Here is a 17,693-nt window from a genome sequence, read left to right on the forward strand (position 1 = left end):
TAAATGAAAACAGCCTGTTATTATCGGAGAATATCCGGTGTAATCGGTTTTTTGATGCGGAAAAATCGTTATCTGAATAACAAACGGGAGATGATACAAAGAAGCGAAGTTTGGGCGGAAAATTAACCTGACAAAGAAGATTTAATATATTGCATTCGTTTCCGAGAGATATTCAGAATAACAATATCCCTGAGATTTATGAATATCATTAGTAAGGTTTGCAGGGATATTTGCATTACCTGCCTGATATTGGCACACAAATCAAAAAATTGGTGGATCACTTTTGCGACACTTAGCACCTGATGTAAAAAAGCCACCCTGTGAAGAGTGGCTTAATACACTGATAAATCAGTAAAAATTTGGTGGCCCCTACTGGACTTGAACCAGTGACCAAGCGATTATGAGTTTTTGGTGTAAATATTACCTAAAAATACTTTTCATATAATTTCAACCATTTAGATAATTCACCTCATACCTGTTATTACTTAAAAATACCCCAAAATCCCGCTCTCTGGTATCCTATAGGTATCCTGGAGTCCTGCAAGCGATTTGCAGGATACCCTAATCGGTTGGTATGAGGTGCTGGTGGATACGTTCAAATTCACGAAAGCAAAACTTGAAAGTCTGCCGCCGGCAGAACGTGGACAGATTGAGTATGGCGATACAGTCGTTAACGGTCTGCGTATCCGTGTGGGTGTCAGCGGAGTAAAGAGCTTTTGCATCTCCAGAAAACGAAACGGCAAGTTCATCCGTGCAACGCTGGGACGTTTTCCTGATCTGACAATTGATAATGCCAGGGCAAAGGCTCTCGAGCTGCTGGGGGATGTTGCAGCCACAGGACAGAATCCGAACGTGGTAAAGCGTACCCATGAGAAAGCAGCCGTAACACTGGCGGAAGCTTTGGATACCTACGTTGAAAACCGTGGCGAGAGGCTGGGGTCGAAAACAGCAAAACAGTATCGCTCCATCCTACAGAACTTTTCCGGCGACTGGATGAAACAGCAACTCGCATCTATCAGCCGGGAACGGGTTGAATTACGGCATAAAGCCGTCACTGACGGAACGGTATGGTTCGGTGAGGATAAATCAACATTACGGGCCGGAGTGGGTACAGGAAGTAAAGCACAGGCTGATCTCTGGGCGCGGGTTCTCCGGGCTATCTACCGTTTCTCACATGATCATTACCGGGATGATGACGGAAATATTCTATTGCCAGACCCGCCCACAATGGTTCTCAGTACAAAGCGGAAATGGCACGGTATTGTCAGAAAGACAGAGCGAATAAGAACCAATGATCTTGCTAGGTGGTTTAATGCCCTGAGCAGTGTCCGTGAACAGGCCGAACAGGAACATGATGATATTGCAGCCGCAGTATGTGACGCTGTAGAAATGTCTATTTTCACCGGGTTGCGTAAATCTGAAATATTAGAACTGACGTGGAATAGGGTTAATCTTGGCGGCCGTTATTTCTGGATAGACACGACAAAGAACGGAGATCCGCTTGAGCTGCCTATAACTGACACCCTCCTGACTTTATTCCGACGCAGGGCAAAAATGAAATCTGGTGACGGCACTCTGGTTTTTCAGGGTGACAGAGGCGTTATCAAAGAGTACCGGCATATTATTGATCGTGTCAGTGCGGCCACAGTGCCGGAACCAAATCCAGACTTGTTACAACCTATCCCGTTTAAATGGCATGACGGCCGCCGGACGTTCGGGACTATAGCCGAGCTGGTGGGGGTAGGTAACTATATTCTCAAGCGTCTGCTGAACCACCGGACGATGAGAAGTGCTGATGTTACTCAGGGATATTTGTATTTTTCTGCTGATGAGCTGAGAGAGCCAGCGGAGAAGATAGAACGAAAAATATTAGAACATATTGGTTTAATTTCAGTAGAATCAAGTGTTAATAAAAAGCTTATTAATATTATTATGGATTTGTCGGAAGCTGAAAAAAGAAAATTAATGTTTCAATTGTTTGAAGGTGAATCTAAAAAGGCAATATTATGAAAGGAATAAAGAAATGCAATGTGTCAAGTGTAGATAATGAAAAAGAAATGATGAATTTTACGGATAAACAAAAATCTAAAAGCTTGAAACAGCTACAGAGTGATTTAAATTATATCGAATCGTTTATTGAACAATGCGTGGCTAGTATTCCGAATAATAATGATTATACATGTGCTTTCACTAAATCAGATGGTGAGGTTGCAACATATGAAGATATTCAAAATTTATCATTAGATGACAGATATAAAATGGCAATTGATTTTTATCATACTAATGATGAATGCTTTAAAGATAACGATATAGCAAAAGCTATAAGAGTTTTGTATATATTGGGGTTTAGAGAATTATCTCGGGCAATACATGTTTTAAATGTCGATTATTCAATAACAAAATACTATCAGCCAAAAATTGAAGATATAAAATCTAAAATAAAACACAAGAAAATCACAGGAAAGGGCGGAAAAGGACGAACAAATACGCATAAGGATGAAGTGCTAAAAATTGCCAGTAATACATGGGATTCAATTAAAAATGCTAGCCGCTCAAGCCTCTCAGTTAAAATACATAGTTATTTAGATAAAAAATATAGGGGCATACCAACCCCGAGAACCATCGAAGAGTGGTTAAAAAAATCTGGCCTTGATCCCAAGGTGGTGCCAAGCACAAATGATTATGAATTAATCATCAACAGTTAAGTACTATGGTGTGCATTTAGTACTTAACCGCTCCTTGTACTACTACTCTGCCATCGACAGTACTTTGGTGGTATGGGTAGTACTTTCTGTATCTATTTTTCGTAAAATCAATTCATTAAAGTACCTGTAGTTACTCATTACTTAACGGTGATAAAAATGCTACAGACTAAATCAGATAAAAAACTTTCCAGAAAAGCGGCAGCAAAAGAGCTTTGTGTCAGCCCTCAGACTTTGGCTAATTGGGCTTGTACCGGAAAAGTTAATATCCCATACCATAAGATCAGTAAGAGAAAGGTCTTTTACTATCAATCAGACATTGATGCCTATATTGCATCTACCAGAACCACCCACGCTGAGTAGTAGCAAAATCAATTAAAATAGGTATCTAAATTATGGAAAACAAAAATAAGACCGTTACAGGTCAGGGCTTCGCTCACCCTGAAATCAGTCAAAGCGATATTTCAGTTATCCGCTTTGAGGGCGTTCAGGTTCGGATCATCAAAGTGAACAATGAGCCGTGGTTTATTGCTAAAGACGTTTGTGCAGCCCTTGAATTATCAAATTCTCGGATGTCTTTACTGGCTCTTGATACCGATGAAAAGGGGGTAAGTTTAACTTACACCCCTGGTGGCAATCAGAAAATGAATACTGTCTCAGAGTCAGGATTCTATAAGCTGATTGCTCGTAGCCGCAAAGCCAGCACTCCGGGCACTTTTGCACATCGTTTCAGTAACTGGGTATTCCGTGACGTGATCCCGTCTATCCGTAAAACCGGTGCCTATGGCGTTCCGTTCGGGGTGCTGAATGACTTTACCCGGCGCAGCAATGAATATCAGAAAGTTTCGTCGCAGCGTGGCCGGGATTTGCAATCCTGCAAAGCAGAGAAAATCAGTTTAGAGACTGAGGAAAAGCAACTTTGGGATGAATATCAGCCTCAGTTGTCAGCTATGGCAGGGGAGAAATCCTGATGAATGGTATGGCTACGCATAACCTCTCCAACGGATTGGTTGATTATCAGAATCGTACCTGTCCTAATACCGTGGATTTTAACTCCGCCATTGGCGGGGTTAAAAACAATACAGAAATCACAGGCCATAATTGTGGGTTTGGAATCCCGATTACCCTAACGCCAGATCTGGCGTTTAACTCTGCTGGTGGGGAATACCGTTGCTCATATTTGAGCATCGAGTCGCAGATCTGCAACTCGCCAGGCAATAAAAAAGGCAGCACTGCGAATGCTACCTCTTTGAACTGCCTTTTTCTGAAATACCAATTAAATCAGAGTATCCATTATAGCGTAAGCCGGTTCTGGCGGAAAGTTCAGCTTTCGGATTGCTTGGCTTTGCGTTGTCTGCGTTTAATTTCCGCTTTTGCCGAGGTAACTAAAAATCCGGCGGTACTTTCTCCGTCTTCTTTTAATTTTTCGATATCTTCCATTACTTCATGGGGAATACGAACGGTAGTCATTTGTGACTTTGCATTCTTTGAACCTGTTGCCATTACTAATACTCCTTGCTTTTGGTGTATTTCAGTATACGCAAAAAAAGTCAGATTAAAAGGCTTGAAGTGTATTTCACATGATGATAGTTTTAAAAGAGGAGGTGAAATACACCTTGGAAGACAAAACCCCGTAGATGCTGAGAACACCTACGGGGCTTCTAACCACAACGTTAAACGGAGTAACACTATGGCTATGTATAAGTCTACCCAAACTCACCCCAAATTTAAATGGCGTTTCTTCTCATGCCAGCAGTCCAGATATCTCACCGTTGAAGCCCGCAGCGAACAGGAAGCCCGTTCTATGCTGCCTGATGCGCCGTGCCTCTTCTCTGCCCGTTTTCGTCAGGGGGTGAGCCATGACTGATATTACCCAGATCACCGAATATAACCGGATAAAAGAACTCATATCTCAGGCATCGGGTATCCTCACGTTAACTCAATGCGGTATGACTAGCGAAGGAACCTGGATGCATGATGTATCCGCCTCTGTTGATGGGTGCAATACCCTATTGGGGGATGCCTTTGAATTGTTTGAGGTTGTCGAAAACACCCTTGAAAGTCCGGACTGTGAGGCGAAGACGCATAATCAGAAGATGAGCCATTACCAGACACAGGGCGATTTACTGGAGCTGGCCACAGTCACTGGTGACTTACTGAAACTGATGAAAGAAATCACCTGTAACGGGTCGCCGGAACTAAACAGGTTTATTCCGACGCTGACAATACTGGCCTCTGACCATTGCGACAAGCTCATGCGGGATATTGATTTAAGGGATCTGGAGATGGATCCGGGGGTGAAGCATGATCAGTAAATTACAGTTTAACCAACTGGCAGAGCAGGTACGCCTGTATGAAACCCGCCTGACAGAGTTGGAACAGGTGATCGCCACTATGCAGCGTAAGCACTCAATTCCGGAGGGAATGGCCCCGCTCACCACACTGGCGGCGGAAATGGGTTTATCCACCAGCAAGGCGGAACTGCTGGCCCGTAATTGTGGTGTGCTGGTGGTGCGTCAGGGAAATCAGCTTATTGTGAACGAATCACGGTACCGGGAAGCCGCTACTATCGTTATCAAAGGCGCAAAGCGGAAGGTCGGGAGTAAATACTGGTATCACCCGCTGATCGGTAAATTCATCATGACGGGAGGTGCGCCAAAATGAGTTTAGCCGGAAAAAAGAAACTTCCTGAATGGTCTGATTCCTTGTTTGCATCCGTGTATTTATGGATAAAACGCGGTACTCCGCCACAGAAAGCCGATTCTGATGCGTCAATTCTGCGGTACCCGGCGGATCACCGGCTGAATGCCCTGGCTATCCGTATGCGGTCGCTGGTGATGGAAAATGAGATAACCCCGGACTGGTTTACAGAGCAGGGATACCACTCAGCCTCAAATCCGGGCAAAGCTGAAAGTAAGCGGAAAGCCGTGGTTGTGGAATATATCAGTATAGGTGAACTGAATGAGGTGTTATCGGATTCAGCGCGTGCTGATTACTTGTGGCCGCAGGAACCCGGGCAGGGAAAGCCCGTCACGGATATTAACCGGCTGGGGGATGGCAGCCGGATAAATACGGATGATATCAGCCTGCTTGATGAGGTAAATGCAACATACACTCACGTTTATGCGTTCGGTGATCACCATGTGGTCAGTATGCGTCCGAATCCGGTAACGGGGGAAACGCACTGCTTCCAGACGCTGAACTCATTCCGGAATAATTTTCTCGATCAGGGCCGCATTGCCGGTCGCCGGTTGGGTGAGGCGTGGTTAAGCTGGCCGGGGCATTCCAAACAGATCGGCGGTGTCGGCTTTTACCCTAATCCCGAAAACTGTCCCCGTGATGTGTATAACCTGTTTACCGGGCTGAGTGTTAAGCCGGTGGCCGGTGATGTCACACCATATCTTGAACACTTGGAGAAAGTGATTTGTGCCGGTGACAGTGAAACCTATCTGTATCTCATCGGCTGGCTGGCGCATCTGTTTCAGAGGCCGGAAGAAAAGCCGTCAGTGGCTATTGTGATGAAATCCATTGAGGGGACAGGTAAAGGTTCAATGGTTCGTCCGCTGCTGGAAATACTGGGCATGTACGCGATTCAGGTAAACGGCTCAGGGCAGATTGCCGGGCGGTTTAACAGCACAATAGCCAATAAGCTGTTTGTCTTCGTCGATGAGGCTGATTTAACCGATGGACGGAGTGCGGATCGCCTGAAAGCGATAATCAGTGAGGATACCGTTAACCTTGAACGTAAGGGGAAAGATCCTGAAATCATGCCGAACTATGCCCGGTTTATTTTTGCCAGTAACCGGGATCGGGTTATTAATGCCGGGTTACGGGAACGCCGGTATCTGGTTTTAGAGCCTGATGCCATATACGCGCAGAATAAAGGATATTTTGACCGGTTACATCACTGGATCAGTGATAACGGCGCACAGAAACTGCTGGCGTGGCTGCTGTCGTATGACCTGAGTCACTTTGACCCGAGACGGGCACCGGTAACAGCGGCGCTGGTGGAGGAGAAATTAGCCAGTATGCCGGCAGTCTACCAGTTTATTTACAGTGAGCTGTGGAGCCGTCAGCCGTTTAAGCTGCAATCCCGCGTTAATGCCACTGAGCTGGTGGAGATGCTGATTAACTGGAGTGAGTCGAACGGAGAGGCAATAAAGCCCCCGGCAGCGCGTTCTGCAGTCGGCCGCATTATGAAAGCAATGGGTATTCAGGTCATGGGTCGTTCAGACAGAGGGGACGGGCGTTATTATGACTTACCGGATATCAGCGAAATGAAACAGGCATTTGCCGCCATACTGGGAGAGAAAACGGAGAAACTGTTTACATAACACATGCACGAGGAAATTGCTGTACCACCTGTACCGGTATCACTGAAACCCTGATGAATACCGGCTTTACTGGTGGTATAGCAAATGGTACAGGTAATATATTTGCTGTACCACTTATACCAAAAACGGTACAGGTGGTACAGGTCAGTAATTAACCAAACCAAAGATTAACCCGCTTGTAAGCCTTGATACATAAGGGATTGGGTGAAGTGGTACAGGTGGGACAGCAAAAACAGCAAATTCGCCAAGAATAAATGTTTTGGTTAAAAAGCAATCAGAGAGGATATATGAATAATATTTTAATTATCAAAAGTAAGTTAGATGAAATTACAACCCTGTTTGAATCTGGGGGTGACAATCTCCGGTTTGATAAAGCCACCAGCCAGGAGATCAGCCGCAAGCTGACCGAACTGAAAGATTTTACCTCTGAGCTGCAAAAGTCACTGGAGAAACAAAGTAAACAGGGCAAATTAACCCACGCGGAAGAAACAATGCTGAAACCGGCAGTTGATGATATTTATTCTACCTCGATAGCTAAAATCAACCGTGGCGCAAAACCAACCCAGGAAATCTACAATCACATTGCAGATACAGAAATTACCCTTGAGCACTGGCTCGGGGAGTTTGGAACATCAAAGAGTAAAGATGTGTAAATTACTAATACCGGTGTTTTCGTATGTTTACCGCAAAGTAATCACGGTGTTTTTTTAATAATTTTCAGATATATATTGATAAGTGGCACTCAGACGTGAGCCGCCACCGGGCCGGTAAATCAAGCTGCGTGAAGCAGCCTGTGTGATGCAGAAAAAGATTATCGGCCCATACCCTTCCCGCGCTGGTTTCACGTCTTAACATTTTATTGTTTACGGAAACCACTCATGAAAAAACTCCTTGAATTACGTCAGCAAAAAGCCGCATTAACCGAACAGATGCGCTCCCTGCTGAACAAAGCTGAAACCGAAAGCCGTTCCCTGACCACTGACGAAGCAAAAAACTTTGATGAATTGCGTAATCAGTCGGAATCCCTCAATGTCGAAATTGCCCGTTACGAAGCCCTGGCCGATGAAGAACGTTCACAGGCCGGTAAACCTGCGGGTGATAATAAAAAGCCGGGTAACGATGAGTTACGCAGTTACATCCTGACCGGTGAAACCCGTGCATTATCGACAGGGGTTCCGGCTGATGGTGGCTATACCGTCATTCCTGAACTGGATAAGCAGATTATGCGGCAACTGACGGACGAGTCCGTTATGCGTCAGATCTGTACGGTGAAAACTATTCACAGCAACGAATTTAAACAGCTTGTTTCTGCCGGTGGTGCGGTGGTGAATCACGGTGAGGAAGGTCAGGCACGTACTGAAACCGGCACGCCGAAACTGGAAGAAGTCAGTATTAAGCTGTATCCGATCTACGCCTATCCGAAAACCACACAGGAAATTATTGATTTCAGTGATGTGGATATCCTTAGCTGGCTGGCAACCGAAATCGGGGACACGTTCACCGATACCGAAGAAACAGATCTGGTGAAAGGTGACGGTACCAAAAAATCCAAAGGGTTCCTGGCTTATCCCCGTGAAGCCAAAGCCGATAAAGTCCGTGCATTCGGTGTGCTGGAAAAACTGGACGTTACCGCCATTGAAGCGGACAGCCTGATTGACCTGAAATTTAAACTGCGTGCGAAATACCGCAAAAATGCCGTATGGGTGATGAATTCCAATACCGCGGCCAAAGTGCAGAAACTGAAAAACGGGAACGGGGATTATATCTGGCGCGAACGTTTACAGGCCGGTGATCCGGATACGCTGCTGGGACTGCCGGTGTATTACCTCGAAAACATGGCGGACGATGTGATTGCGCTGGGTGACTTTAAGCGCGGTTATTTCATTGTTGACCATGAAACCGGGATTCGTACCCGTCCTGACAATATTACCGAGCCGGGCTTCATCAAGATCCACACCGATAAATATTTAGGTGGCGGGCTGGTGGACTCCAATGCGATCAAAGTGCTGGAAGTGAAAGCCGCCGGTAAATAACGGAACCGGGTGCCCCTGCTGTGTCAGGGCGCCCTTTCCTGTCAGGAGTCATTGCATGAACAATACCGATTTAGAGATCCGCACCGCCACCCTGTCAGCCAGTGATAAAAAGCTGGTGGGCTACGTTATCAAATGGAATCACCGCTCTCACGTTCTGTGGGACGAGTTTACCGAACAGTTTGCCCCGGATGCGTTTAAAGCCAGTCTGCAATCCGGTAGTGATGTCCGGGCACTTTATGAGCATGACCACACCAACCTGCTGGGGCGCACCACATCAGGCACTTTACAGCTTTCCGAAGATACCACTGGGTTACGTTTTGAGTTAACCCCGCCGGATACGCAGTTAGGCCGGGATGTGCTGGCCCTGGTTGAACGCGGTGATATTGACGGCATGAGCTTTGGTTTTCGTGCCATAAAAGATCAGTGGGATATCGGGCAGGAGCCGTATGTCAGGACGGTACTTGAGGCTGAGTTGCGGGAAATCACGGTGACCAGTATTCCGGCATATCCGGACAGCGGCGTGGAAATCGCCAAACGTTCGTTGTTTGCGGCAAAACCGCGAGCGGTAAAAGATTTTGACCGCTGGTTACAATTGACTGAGGTGGAATAATGTGGCCGTTCAGACGTAAACAGCCGGAAAACCGCAGTATGACGATTGATGAATTTATGTCTCTGGCGGGTGTCCCCAATACCAAATCCGGCGAATATGTCTCTCCGTCCGTTGCCGAGGGATTACCGGCGGTGATGAATGCTGTGACGGTTATCAGTGAGGCGGTGGCCTCCATGCCGTGTTACCTCTACCGCTCTCACAACGATAAAGGCCGTGAGTCCCGTGAGTGGCTGAATGATCACCCCGTTGACTATCTGCTCAATGAAACCCCGAACGACTGCCAGACAGCCTTTCAGTTTAAACGCACACTGATGCGTCACTGCCTGCTGAACGGGAATGCCTACGCGGTGATCCGCTGGGGCAGAGACGGCCAGCCGGAATCTCTGCACCCGTACCCGCCTGCCGCAGTAGTACCGAACCGCCTGAGCGATCACCGGTACAGCTACACCATCACAGAACCGTACAGCGGTAAGGTTAAAACGTATTTACAGGAAGAAATCCTGCATCTGCGTTATGCCACAGAAGATGGTTTTCTGGGTCGTTCGCCGGTCACTATCTGCCGGGAAACGCTGGGCTTAGGGCTGGCGCAGCAGCGTCACGGAGCCAGTATCATGAAAGACGGCATGATGGCGGCGGGGGTGATTGAGTCGGGTGAATGGCTGGACGGCACCAAAGGGCAGAAAGCTCTTGATGCGCTGGAGCGGTACAAGGGCGCACGCAATGCCGGTAAAACGCCGATCCTTGAGGGCGGAATGAAGTACGCTCAGTTAGGGATGAGTAATCAGGATGCTGAGTGGCTGGCTTCCCGCCGGTTCACGATTGAGGATATCGCACGGATGTTCAATATCAGCCCGATATTCCTGCAGGAGTATTCCAACAGCACGTACAGTAATTTCAGTGAGGCATCCCGTGCGCTGCTGACAATCACTATGCGCCCGTGGCTGGCAAACTTTGAGCAGCAGATAAAATCAGCCCTGCTGGTGGCTTCCCCGGTGCCCGGCATCCGTTACCAGGTGGAATTTGACACCGCCGATTTACTCCGTGCCAACCCCCACGAACGTTTTCTCAGTTATGAAACCGCTATTAAATCCGGTGTGATGTGCCCGAATGAAGCCCGTGAACGTGAGGGGCTGCCACCGCGTGAAGGTGGTGATGAGTTCAGCCAGGCATGGAAACAGCATATTGAGGTCAGCAGCAGGAAAAAACAGGAGGCTGACGAGTGAGAGCCGGACATCTGAGACACCGGATAACCATCCGGAAACAGGAAACGTATGAGGGCAGCCTGGGAGACCAGAGAACCCGCTGGGTGGATGTGGCGACGGTATGGGCTGAGGTTAAAGCAATAGGCGGCCGTGAGCTGCTGAGTTCAGGCACGGTTTACGCGGAGGCTACCCTGCGGATCTGGCTGCGTTACCGTCCTGATATCAATACCGATAACCTGATTGTGGTTCATGACGGCAATACACAGGGTGACAGCTTTGATGTGGTGGCGGTGATACCTGACCCGAAACGCACCCGGCTTGAACTGCTGTGTAAAGGAGGGGCAGCATATGCCTGATATATCACTGAACGAGATTAAGCAGCACTGCCGTCTGGATGAGAGCTTTACCCTTGATGATGACCTGCTGACAGGATATGCGGCCGCCGCACTGGAAGTCTGCCAGCGGCACATCGGGAAACGGTTTGATGAGGGACTGGCATTCACCCCGGCGGTTAAGGTTGGCTGCCTGATGTATATCGGGATGCTGTACGAAAACCGGGAGACAGTCAGCGAACTGAAACTGAATGAGGTGCCGTTTGCCCTGAAATCCCTGTGGTCAGTCTACCGTGATCCGGGAGTGTATTAAATGGCATGGCAACCTTTAAAGCGGTGCAGTTATCCCGGCTGTAACAAGCGGGTGAAGTCAGGCCGCTGTGATGAACATAAACGGGAAGCCCGGCGGCAGCAGGACAGCAGACGCGGATCAAGACGTGAGCGTGGCTATACACCCGCATGGGACAAGTACCGGCTGGGCTATCTTAAACGGAATCCGTTATGCGCTCATTGCCTGAGGCTGACAGTGTATACCCCTGCAACCATCGTTGACCACATCATCCCGGTTGACGGCGGCAGTGATGTCCTGTTCTGGCCTGAATGGAATCACCAGTCGTTATGTCACGCCTGCCATAACATTAAGACATTCAAGCACGACCCGCTCACCAAGCAGAAGCGTAAGAACGGAGATTACCGGGAGCAGGAAGAAAGGGCTGAACACCGTAACGACTGGATACATGAGTATAACCGCAATGCGTGATGATGAGATAAATCAACTGATTAACGGGCTGCTGAAACACAGTGAACCGTACAGACAGCAGAAACTGAAACGTTCTGAGAAGTCCGTGGTGAAACGCACATCACAGCGTGACCGGGAGATAACCGAGTGCTTCCGGAATCGATAGAGGAGCGCACAGAGGGGGTGGGGGTATCTGAAATGACAAACGCCCCTCTTCGTGGCACCGGCGGCTTCCTCAGATTTTTACGCACGGTAATTTTTTCAATAGCAGTAAGTACAGGAAAAACAGATAATTATGGCAAGAGCACCAAAACCCCCGATGTATTTAAATGAGATTGCCTCGCAGCAGTGGAAAGCACGGGCGAAGCAACTGGCCGAACGCGGCGACCTGACTCCGGCGGACTGGAGCAACCTCGAACTGTACTGCGTTAACTATGGTATCTACCGCAAAGCCGTTGAGGACATTGAGTTGCGCGGTTTTGCCGTTGAGGGTTCACGCGGGGCGGCCACCAGTAACCCGTCATTAAAAGCGAAAGCGGACGCGGAAAAAATCATGATTAAAATGTCCTCGCTGCTGGGATTTGATCCGGTGTCACGCCGTAAAAATCCGGTGGAAACAGGCGAAGAAGACGAGTTAGATCGCCTGTGAATCCGTGGGAGCAGTACGCTGAGGATATCAGAAGCGGCAGAATACCGGCCTGTAAGCGTTTAAAACAGGCCGTTGAGCGTTACTATTCTGACCTGAATAACCCGCTTTACACGTTCGATACAGCGATTGTGACGCGCTTTACCGGGTTCTCCCGTGTCTGTCCGCACGTTAAGGGGCATCTGCGGGGTAAGCCGATAGAGCTTGAGCCGTGGCAGCAGTTCACGTTTGCCAACCTGCTGGGGTTTAAGGTTCGGGCGACCGGCCGCCGGAAATACCGCAGTGCCTATATTCAGGTGCCCCGGAAAAATGCCAAATCCACGGTGGCCGCCATACTGGCAAACTGGTTTCTGGTGATGGAGGACGGGCAGCAGGATATTTACACCGCCGCCGTCAGCCGGGATCAGGCGCGGATTGTGTTTGATGATGCCCGGCAGATGTGCCTGCTGGCAAAACCGCTGAAAAAACGGGTACAGATACAGCAGCATAAAGTCATTAATCCGAAGCGCAACAGCCTGTTAAAGCCGCTGGCGGCAAAAGCGGCCACTATCGAGGGGACTAACCCGAGCCTGGCGATCGTCGATGAGTATCATCTGCACCCGGATAATGCGGTTTACTCTGCCCTTGAGCTGGGAATGGGCGCGCGTCCCGAGGGTATTCTGTTTGCTATCACCACCGCCGGCAGTAATGTTATTTCAGCCTGTAAGCAGCATTATGATTACTGCTGCCAGATCCTCGCCGGTGAGGAGCAGAATGAATCGCTGTTTGCCCTGATTTACGAACTGGACGACGAGAAAGAGATTGATGATGAGCGGCTCTGGATAAAGGCCAATCCCAATCTGAACGTGTCAGTTGACGGTGATGCCCTGTATGACACGATACAGAAAGCCCGGGGTATTCCCTCGCAGTGGACGGAAATGTTAACAAAACGCTTCAATATCTGGTGTCAGGGTGAGACACCGTGGATGGGTGAGGGAGCGTGGGCTGCCTGTGCGCTGGATTATGAGGAACGAGACCTGCGCGGTATGGAGTGTTACGCCGGTATGGATTTATCATCAACGGGGGATATCACCAGCGTCTGCTACACGTTCCCGGTGGAAAATGAACTCTGGTTACTGACCCGGCACTATATCCCGGAAGCACAGCTACAGAATCCTGCCAATAAGAACAGAGCCATTTACCGCCAGTGGGTTAAATCCGGCTGGCTCAGAACAACCCCGGGGGACTGTATCGACTATGACCGCATCCGTGATGACATTCTGCGGGACAGCCAGCAGTTCAGCATCCGGTTAACCGGCTTTGATACGTGGAACGCAACTCACCTCAGAACGCAGCTACAGGGCGCAGGGCTGGACGTTGAGGCGTTCCCGCAAACCTATATGAAATTCAGCCCGGTAGCCAAATCCGCCGAGGTATTCGTTAACCGTAAAATCATCCGGCACAACGGGGATCCGGTGCTGACCTGGGCGATGTCCAATGTGGTGATGGAAACGGATGCGAACGCCAATATCAAACCGAACAAAAAGAAGTCTGCCAATAAAATAGATCCGGCTATCGCATTCCTGATGAGTTTCGGGACGTGGCAGATTGAGCATGAGGACTTTGCTTTCAGCCTGACCGGTGAACAGCAGCAGCGGCTGAGTACGTTTGATGGTGTGTAAGATGCTGATTTTTATCATGACGCAAATTTGCGGAATGTCATTTATCTCACGGATAGCCCTTTCTCCCCAACGGGGTAAAAGTGATGATCCAAATTTGGTTCATCTCAACAATGGTCATATGACCATACCTTCCGCCGGTTTCCGCAGTTATCAATCAGTTATACCGATAGTTGATAGATTGTGAAGAATTTCGTCGGAAGCCGCCAATGGCGTTCCCCGAAGATATCAACGAGTTAGCCTTTGGTCAGTACGCCAGACGTACCAACCCGCTTTCAGGACAGCTTGAATCCAAGCCTTCATAAACAGGACTCCTTAATATCAAGGAGACTAAAAAATTCAAGAAAAAATTATTTCTGTTTAATATCACTACTGGCAATTAATGTTTTTTTGTTCTTTTTTATGGTGGTAATAACAAAAATAGCAATAAATAAAGAAATTATAATCATGAAGATAGGTGCTACCCACCTTAAAAAACCAAACATCTCAAATAATATATTGAATTTATCTCTGGAACTTGAAATAAGAGTCATCATTAACGTGAGCAAACCAGTCACGGTCGCAAAAAAAACACTGAATTCGGTAATGTTTTTAGTTCTCATATCCCGCGCTGTAGCCGCGGTCGTGCTTGCATTATCACTTTCTATTATTGATTTTTCAGCGATACTAAAATCAGATAAAGAAGATGATAGTAGATCACAATATTGCATTTTATTATTAGATGAAATAAAACTTGAATCCATGACTTCCTTGGTTAAATCCTCAATTATTTCACTATAAGAATAAGCGTCTTTGACGCTTACACCTTTCTTGCGGCACGTTGCTTTAATTAATCTAAGTATGACTTCACGCTTAGGTAGGCACCCTTCGGATATACCAAGACGCAATGCATATATAATTTCATTATTTACAGAATTGGTTTTTTGCAAATATTCTTTATTGTCTTTATTTGAAAAAAATAACCGACTCAACCAATATGTGGCCAAACTGCTGACAATACCGCCTGCTATACCTATAAACCATGAGTTATTTACAACATTGATAAAAAAATCCATGCATATTTCCTTCAAAATCTAACGTTTACCGATAAATCAACAGTATTGTTGAGATGAATTTATTGGAAAAATGGAACTATCTTGTCTAATCGGTTAGCTATGGATACCGCATATTACCGTTCGCTGGTATCCTATAGGTATCCTGGAAAAAACAAAGGAGCCACGCTGTTAACGTAACTCCTTGATAAATTTGGTGGCCCCTACTGGACTTGAACCAGTGACCAAGCGATTATGAGTCGCGTGCTCTAACCAACTGAGCTAAGGGGCCGAAGTGGGTGAGATTATACTGCCAGTTGTCTGCGGGGTCTAGCGTTTCTTGTCTATCTGACTGTTTTATGAGCGGAATATTGCCTGTCAAAAATGATTTCTGAATATCAATTGTGTAAGTGAATTACTTCTTGTCCGGCAATGAATAAGCATAAAAAAAGGCGCCGTTAAACGGCACCTGATAATGCTCTGATCCTGAAGCGGATTATTCGTCCAGGAAGCTGCGTAACACTTCAGAACGGCTCGGGTGGCGCAGTTTGCGCAGTGCCTTCGCTTCAATCTGACGGATACGTTCGCGGGTAACGTCAAACTGTTTACCCACTTCTTCCAGCGTGTGGTCAGTATTCATATCAATACCGAAACGCATACGCAGAACTTTCGCTTCACGCGGGGTCAGGCCGGCCAGCACTTCGTGAGTTGCGGAACGCAGGCTCTCTGAGGTGGCTGAATCCAGCGGCAGTTCGAGGGTGGTATCCTCGATGAAATCCCCTAAGTGCGAATCTTCATCATCACCAATCGGTGTTTCCATTGAGATTGGCTCTTTGGCGATTTTCAGCACTTTGCGGATTTTATCTTCCGGCATCAGCATCCGCTCTGCCAGTTCTTCCGGTGACGGCTCACGGCCCATCTCCTGAAGCATCTGACGGGAGATACGGTTGAGTTTGTTGATAGTCTCAATCATATGCACCGGGATACGGATAGTACGCGCCTGGTCCGCGATAGAGCGGGTAATCGCCTGACGGATCCACCAGGTGGCATAGGTTGAGAACTTATAACCACGACGGTATTCAAATTTATCAACCGCTTTCATCAGACCGATGTTACCTTCCTGAATCAGATCCAGGAACTGCAGGCCACGGTTGGTGTATTTTTTCGCGATAGAGATAACCAGACGTAAGTTCGCCTCAACCATCTCTTTTTTCGCACGGCGGGCTTTCGCTTCACCGATAGACATGCGGCGGTTAATATCTTTGACCTGTTCAATGGTCAGGCCGGTTTCTTCTTCAATCTGACGCAGACGTTGCAGGCTGCGTTCAACTTCTTCCGCGACATCCTGCAGTTTTTCAGACCACGGTTTGTTCATCGCGACAGCAGCAGTAAACCAGGAATCACTGGTTTCATTGCCGGTGAACAGGGTGATGAAGTTTTTCTTCGGCATTTTGCTCTGCTCAACGCAGAGTTTCATGATGTAGCGTTCCTGCTGACGGACACGATCCATCATTTCACGCATGTTGTTGACCAGATGGTCAAACTGCTTCGGAACTAAACGGAACTCTTTGAAAACTTCAGAGAGCTGCTGGATTTCCGCATTGGTGTTCGGGTGGTCGCGGCCGTGAATTTTAATCTGCTGACGCGCTTTTTCATGCTGCACACGCAGCGCTTCGAATTTCTGACGAGCCAGTTCAGGATCGATGCTGTTATCGTCATCGCTGTCACTGTCATCCTCTTCTTCTTCGTCTTCGTCGTCGTCATCTTTGTTTAATTCTTCGGCCGGCAGCTCAGAACCGATGTTGGTTGCGGTTGGTGCCAGATCTTCTTCCGCGTTCGGGTCAACAAAGCCGGTAATCAGGTCAGAAAGACGGACTTCGCCTGCTTCAACGCGGTCGTACTGATCGAGTAAATACGTGATTGCCTCAGGATATTCAGCAACGGAACACTGAACCTGATTGATGCCATCTTCGATGCGCTTGGCAATGTCAATTTCGCCTTCGCGGGTCAACAGTTCTACCGTCCCCATTTCACGCATATACATACGTACAGGGTCAGTGGTCCGGCCAATTTCCGATTCTACACTTGAGAGGACTTGTGCTGCAGCTTCGGCTGCATCATCATCGGTGTCTGTTGAATTCTCTGCCAGCATCAGATCATCAGCATCAGGTGCTTCTTCCATTACCTGAATGCCCATGTCATTGATCATCTGGATAATATCTTCGATCTGATCAGAATCGACGATATCTTCAGGCAGATGGTCATTGACTTCAGCATAGGTCAGATAGCCTTGCTCCTTACCACGGGTGACAAGAAGTTTCAGCTGTGACTGCGGGTTTTGCTCCATAAGACGGTATCCACACTTCTGAGTATTTAGGTTTGTGTTGGTCGGCAAAACAACTTAGC

Annotated in this window: 20 protein-coding genes and 2 tRNA genes; 17 read left to right on the top strand and 5 right to left on the bottom strand. The window is 47.7% G+C overall.

Going from position 1 to position 17,693, the window contains the following annotated elements; genetic code table 11:
• Nucleotides 1-360 precede the first annotated feature (360 nt).
• Nucleotides 361-463, bottom strand: a tRNA-OTHER gene (locus X965_RS19265).
• Between the two features lie 122 nt (nucleotides 464-585).
• Here X965_RS19265 and X965_RS00595 point away from each other — a divergent pair.
• The 4 genes from X965_RS00595 to X965_RS00610 all read left to right on the top strand — a co-directional run bounded on the left by X965_RS00595 (nucleotide 586) and on the right by X965_RS00610 (nucleotide 3,673).
• Entirely contained in the window at nucleotides 586-2,010 is a 1,425-nt protein-coding gene (locus X965_RS00595; protein WP_036416852.1) for an integrase family protein, read from the top strand.
• A complete protein-coding gene (locus tag X965_RS00600; RefSeq protein WP_036416606.1) occupies nucleotides 2,007-2,705 on the top strand; it encodes a hypothetical protein in 699 nt (232 codons plus the stop codon). Before X965_RS00595 ends, X965_RS00600 begins: the two co-directional genes overlap by 4 nt.
• 156 nt (nucleotides 2,706-2,861) lie before the next feature.
• The gene (locus X965_RS19695; RefSeq protein ID WP_036416608.1) at nucleotides 2,862-3,065 is read left to right on the top strand and encodes an AlpA family transcriptional regulator; all 204 of its coding nucleotides are present in this window, start codon (nucleotides 2,862-2,864) and stop codon (nucleotides 3,063-3,065) included.
• Nucleotides 3,066-3,097: 32 nt separating this feature from the next.
• Nucleotides 3,098-3,673, top strand: a complete 576-nt coding sequence (locus X965_RS00610) for a BRO family protein (protein ID WP_036416609.1) — start codon at nucleotides 3,098-3,100, stop codon at nucleotides 3,671-3,673.
• Between the two features lie 352 nt (nucleotides 3,674-4,025).
• Here the strand turns inward: X965_RS00610 and X965_RS19485 are convergent, their stop codons facing one another.
• Complete coding sequence (locus X965_RS19485) at nucleotides 4,026-4,205, bottom strand: YlcI/YnfO family protein (RefSeq protein WP_036416611.1); 180 nt, start codon at nucleotides 4,203-4,205, stop codon at nucleotides 4,026-4,028.
• Nucleotides 4,206-4,392: 187 nt separating this feature from the next.
• Between X965_RS19485 and X965_RS19490 the strand changes: the two genes are divergently transcribed.
• The 13 genes from X965_RS19490 (at nucleotide 4,393) to X965_RS00680 (ending at nucleotide 14,259) form a co-directional block, all read left to right on the top strand.
• A complete protein-coding gene (locus tag X965_RS19490; protein ID WP_172794077.1) occupies nucleotides 4,393-4,569 on the top strand; it encodes a host cell division inhibitor Icd-like protein in 177 nt (58 codons plus the stop codon).
• The gene (locus tag X965_RS00625) at nucleotides 4,562-5,017 is read left to right on the top strand and encodes a hypothetical protein (RefSeq protein ID WP_036416613.1); all 456 of its coding nucleotides are present in this window, start codon (nucleotides 4,562-4,564) and stop codon (nucleotides 5,015-5,017) included. The genes X965_RS19490 and X965_RS00625 overlap by 8 nt, the downstream gene beginning before the upstream one ends.
• Nucleotides 5,007-5,366: a hypothetical protein gene (locus tag X965_RS00630; protein ID WP_036416616.1), complete on the top strand. Its 360-nt coding sequence runs from the start codon at nucleotides 5,007-5,009 to the stop codon at nucleotides 5,364-5,366. Before X965_RS00625 ends, X965_RS00630 begins: the two co-directional genes overlap by 11 nt.
• A complete protein-coding gene (locus X965_RS00635; RefSeq protein WP_051997297.1) occupies nucleotides 5,363-7,036 on the top strand; it encodes a DUF5906 domain-containing protein in 1,674 nt (557 codons plus the stop codon). The genes X965_RS00630 and X965_RS00635 overlap by 4 nt, the downstream gene beginning before the upstream one ends.
• 287 nt (nucleotides 7,037-7,323) lie before the next feature.
• Complete coding sequence (locus tag X965_RS00640) at nucleotides 7,324-7,689, top strand: hypothetical protein (protein ID WP_036416618.1); 366 nt, start codon at nucleotides 7,324-7,326, stop codon at nucleotides 7,687-7,689.
• A gap of 225 nt (nucleotides 7,690-7,914) precedes the next feature.
• Nucleotides 7,915-9,069 (top strand): phage major capsid protein, encoded by a 1,155-nt coding sequence (locus X965_RS00645; protein ID WP_036416620.1) that lies wholly within the window; start codon nucleotides 7,915-7,917, stop codon nucleotides 9,067-9,069.
• Between the two features lie 55 nt (nucleotides 9,070-9,124).
• Nucleotides 9,125-9,679, top strand: a complete 555-nt coding sequence (locus tag X965_RS00650; protein WP_036416622.1) for an HK97 family phage prohead protease — start codon at nucleotides 9,125-9,127, stop codon at nucleotides 9,677-9,679.
• Nucleotides 9,679-10,902, top strand: a complete 1,224-nt coding sequence (locus X965_RS00655; RefSeq protein WP_036416623.1) for a phage portal protein — start codon at nucleotides 9,679-9,681, stop codon at nucleotides 10,900-10,902. Before X965_RS00650 ends, X965_RS00655 begins: the two co-directional genes overlap by 1 nt.
• A complete protein-coding gene (locus X965_RS00660) occupies nucleotides 10,899-11,237 on the top strand; it encodes a phage head closure protein (RefSeq protein WP_036416625.1) in 339 nt (112 codons plus the stop codon). Before X965_RS00655 ends, X965_RS00660 begins: the two co-directional genes overlap by 4 nt.
• Nucleotides 11,230-11,526: a head-tail connector protein gene (locus tag X965_RS00665; RefSeq protein WP_036416628.1), complete on the top strand. Its 297-nt coding sequence runs from the start codon at nucleotides 11,230-11,232 to the stop codon at nucleotides 11,524-11,526. Before X965_RS00660 ends, X965_RS00665 begins: the two co-directional genes overlap by 8 nt.
• Nucleotides 11,527-11,973 (top strand): HNH endonuclease, encoded by a 447-nt coding sequence (locus tag X965_RS00670; protein ID WP_036416630.1) that lies wholly within the window; start codon nucleotides 11,527-11,529, stop codon nucleotides 11,971-11,973.
• 274 nt (nucleotides 11,974-12,247) lie between these two features.
• The gene (locus X965_RS00675) at nucleotides 12,248-12,601 is read left to right on the top strand and encodes a phage terminase small subunit P27 family (RefSeq protein ID WP_036416633.1); all 354 of its coding nucleotides are present in this window, start codon (nucleotides 12,248-12,250) and stop codon (nucleotides 12,599-12,601) included.
• The gene (locus X965_RS00680; protein ID WP_036416636.1) at nucleotides 12,598-14,259 is read left to right on the top strand and encodes a terminase large subunit; all 1,662 of its coding nucleotides are present in this window, start codon (nucleotides 12,598-12,600) and stop codon (nucleotides 14,257-14,259) included. Before X965_RS00675 ends, X965_RS00680 begins: the two co-directional genes overlap by 4 nt.
• Before the next feature lie 347 nt (nucleotides 14,260-14,606).
• Here the strand turns inward: X965_RS00680 and X965_RS00685 are convergent, their stop codons facing one another.
• The 3 genes from X965_RS00685 to rpoD all read right to left on the bottom strand — a co-directional run bounded on the left by X965_RS00685 (nucleotide 14,607) and on the right by rpoD (nucleotide 17,682).
• Nucleotides 14,607-15,311: a hypothetical protein gene (locus tag X965_RS00685; protein WP_051997298.1), complete on the bottom strand. Its 705-nt coding sequence runs from the start codon at nucleotides 15,309-15,311 to the stop codon at nucleotides 14,607-14,609.
• A 191-nt stretch (nucleotides 15,312-15,502) separates the two neighbouring features.
• Nucleotides 15,503-15,579, bottom strand: a tRNA-Ile gene (locus X965_RS00690).
• A 204-nt stretch (nucleotides 15,580-15,783) separates the two neighbouring features.
• A complete protein-coding gene (rpoD, locus tag X965_RS00695) occupies nucleotides 15,784-17,682 on the bottom strand; it encodes an RNA polymerase sigma factor RpoD (protein ID WP_223302412.1) in 1,899 nt (632 codons plus the stop codon).
• Nucleotides 17,683-17,693: the final 11 nt, after the last annotated feature.

The organism is Morganella sp. EGD-HP17 (genome assembly GCF_000512315.2).
GTDB lineage: Bacteria > Pseudomonadota > Gammaproteobacteria > Enterobacterales > Enterobacteriaceae > Morganella > Morganella morganii.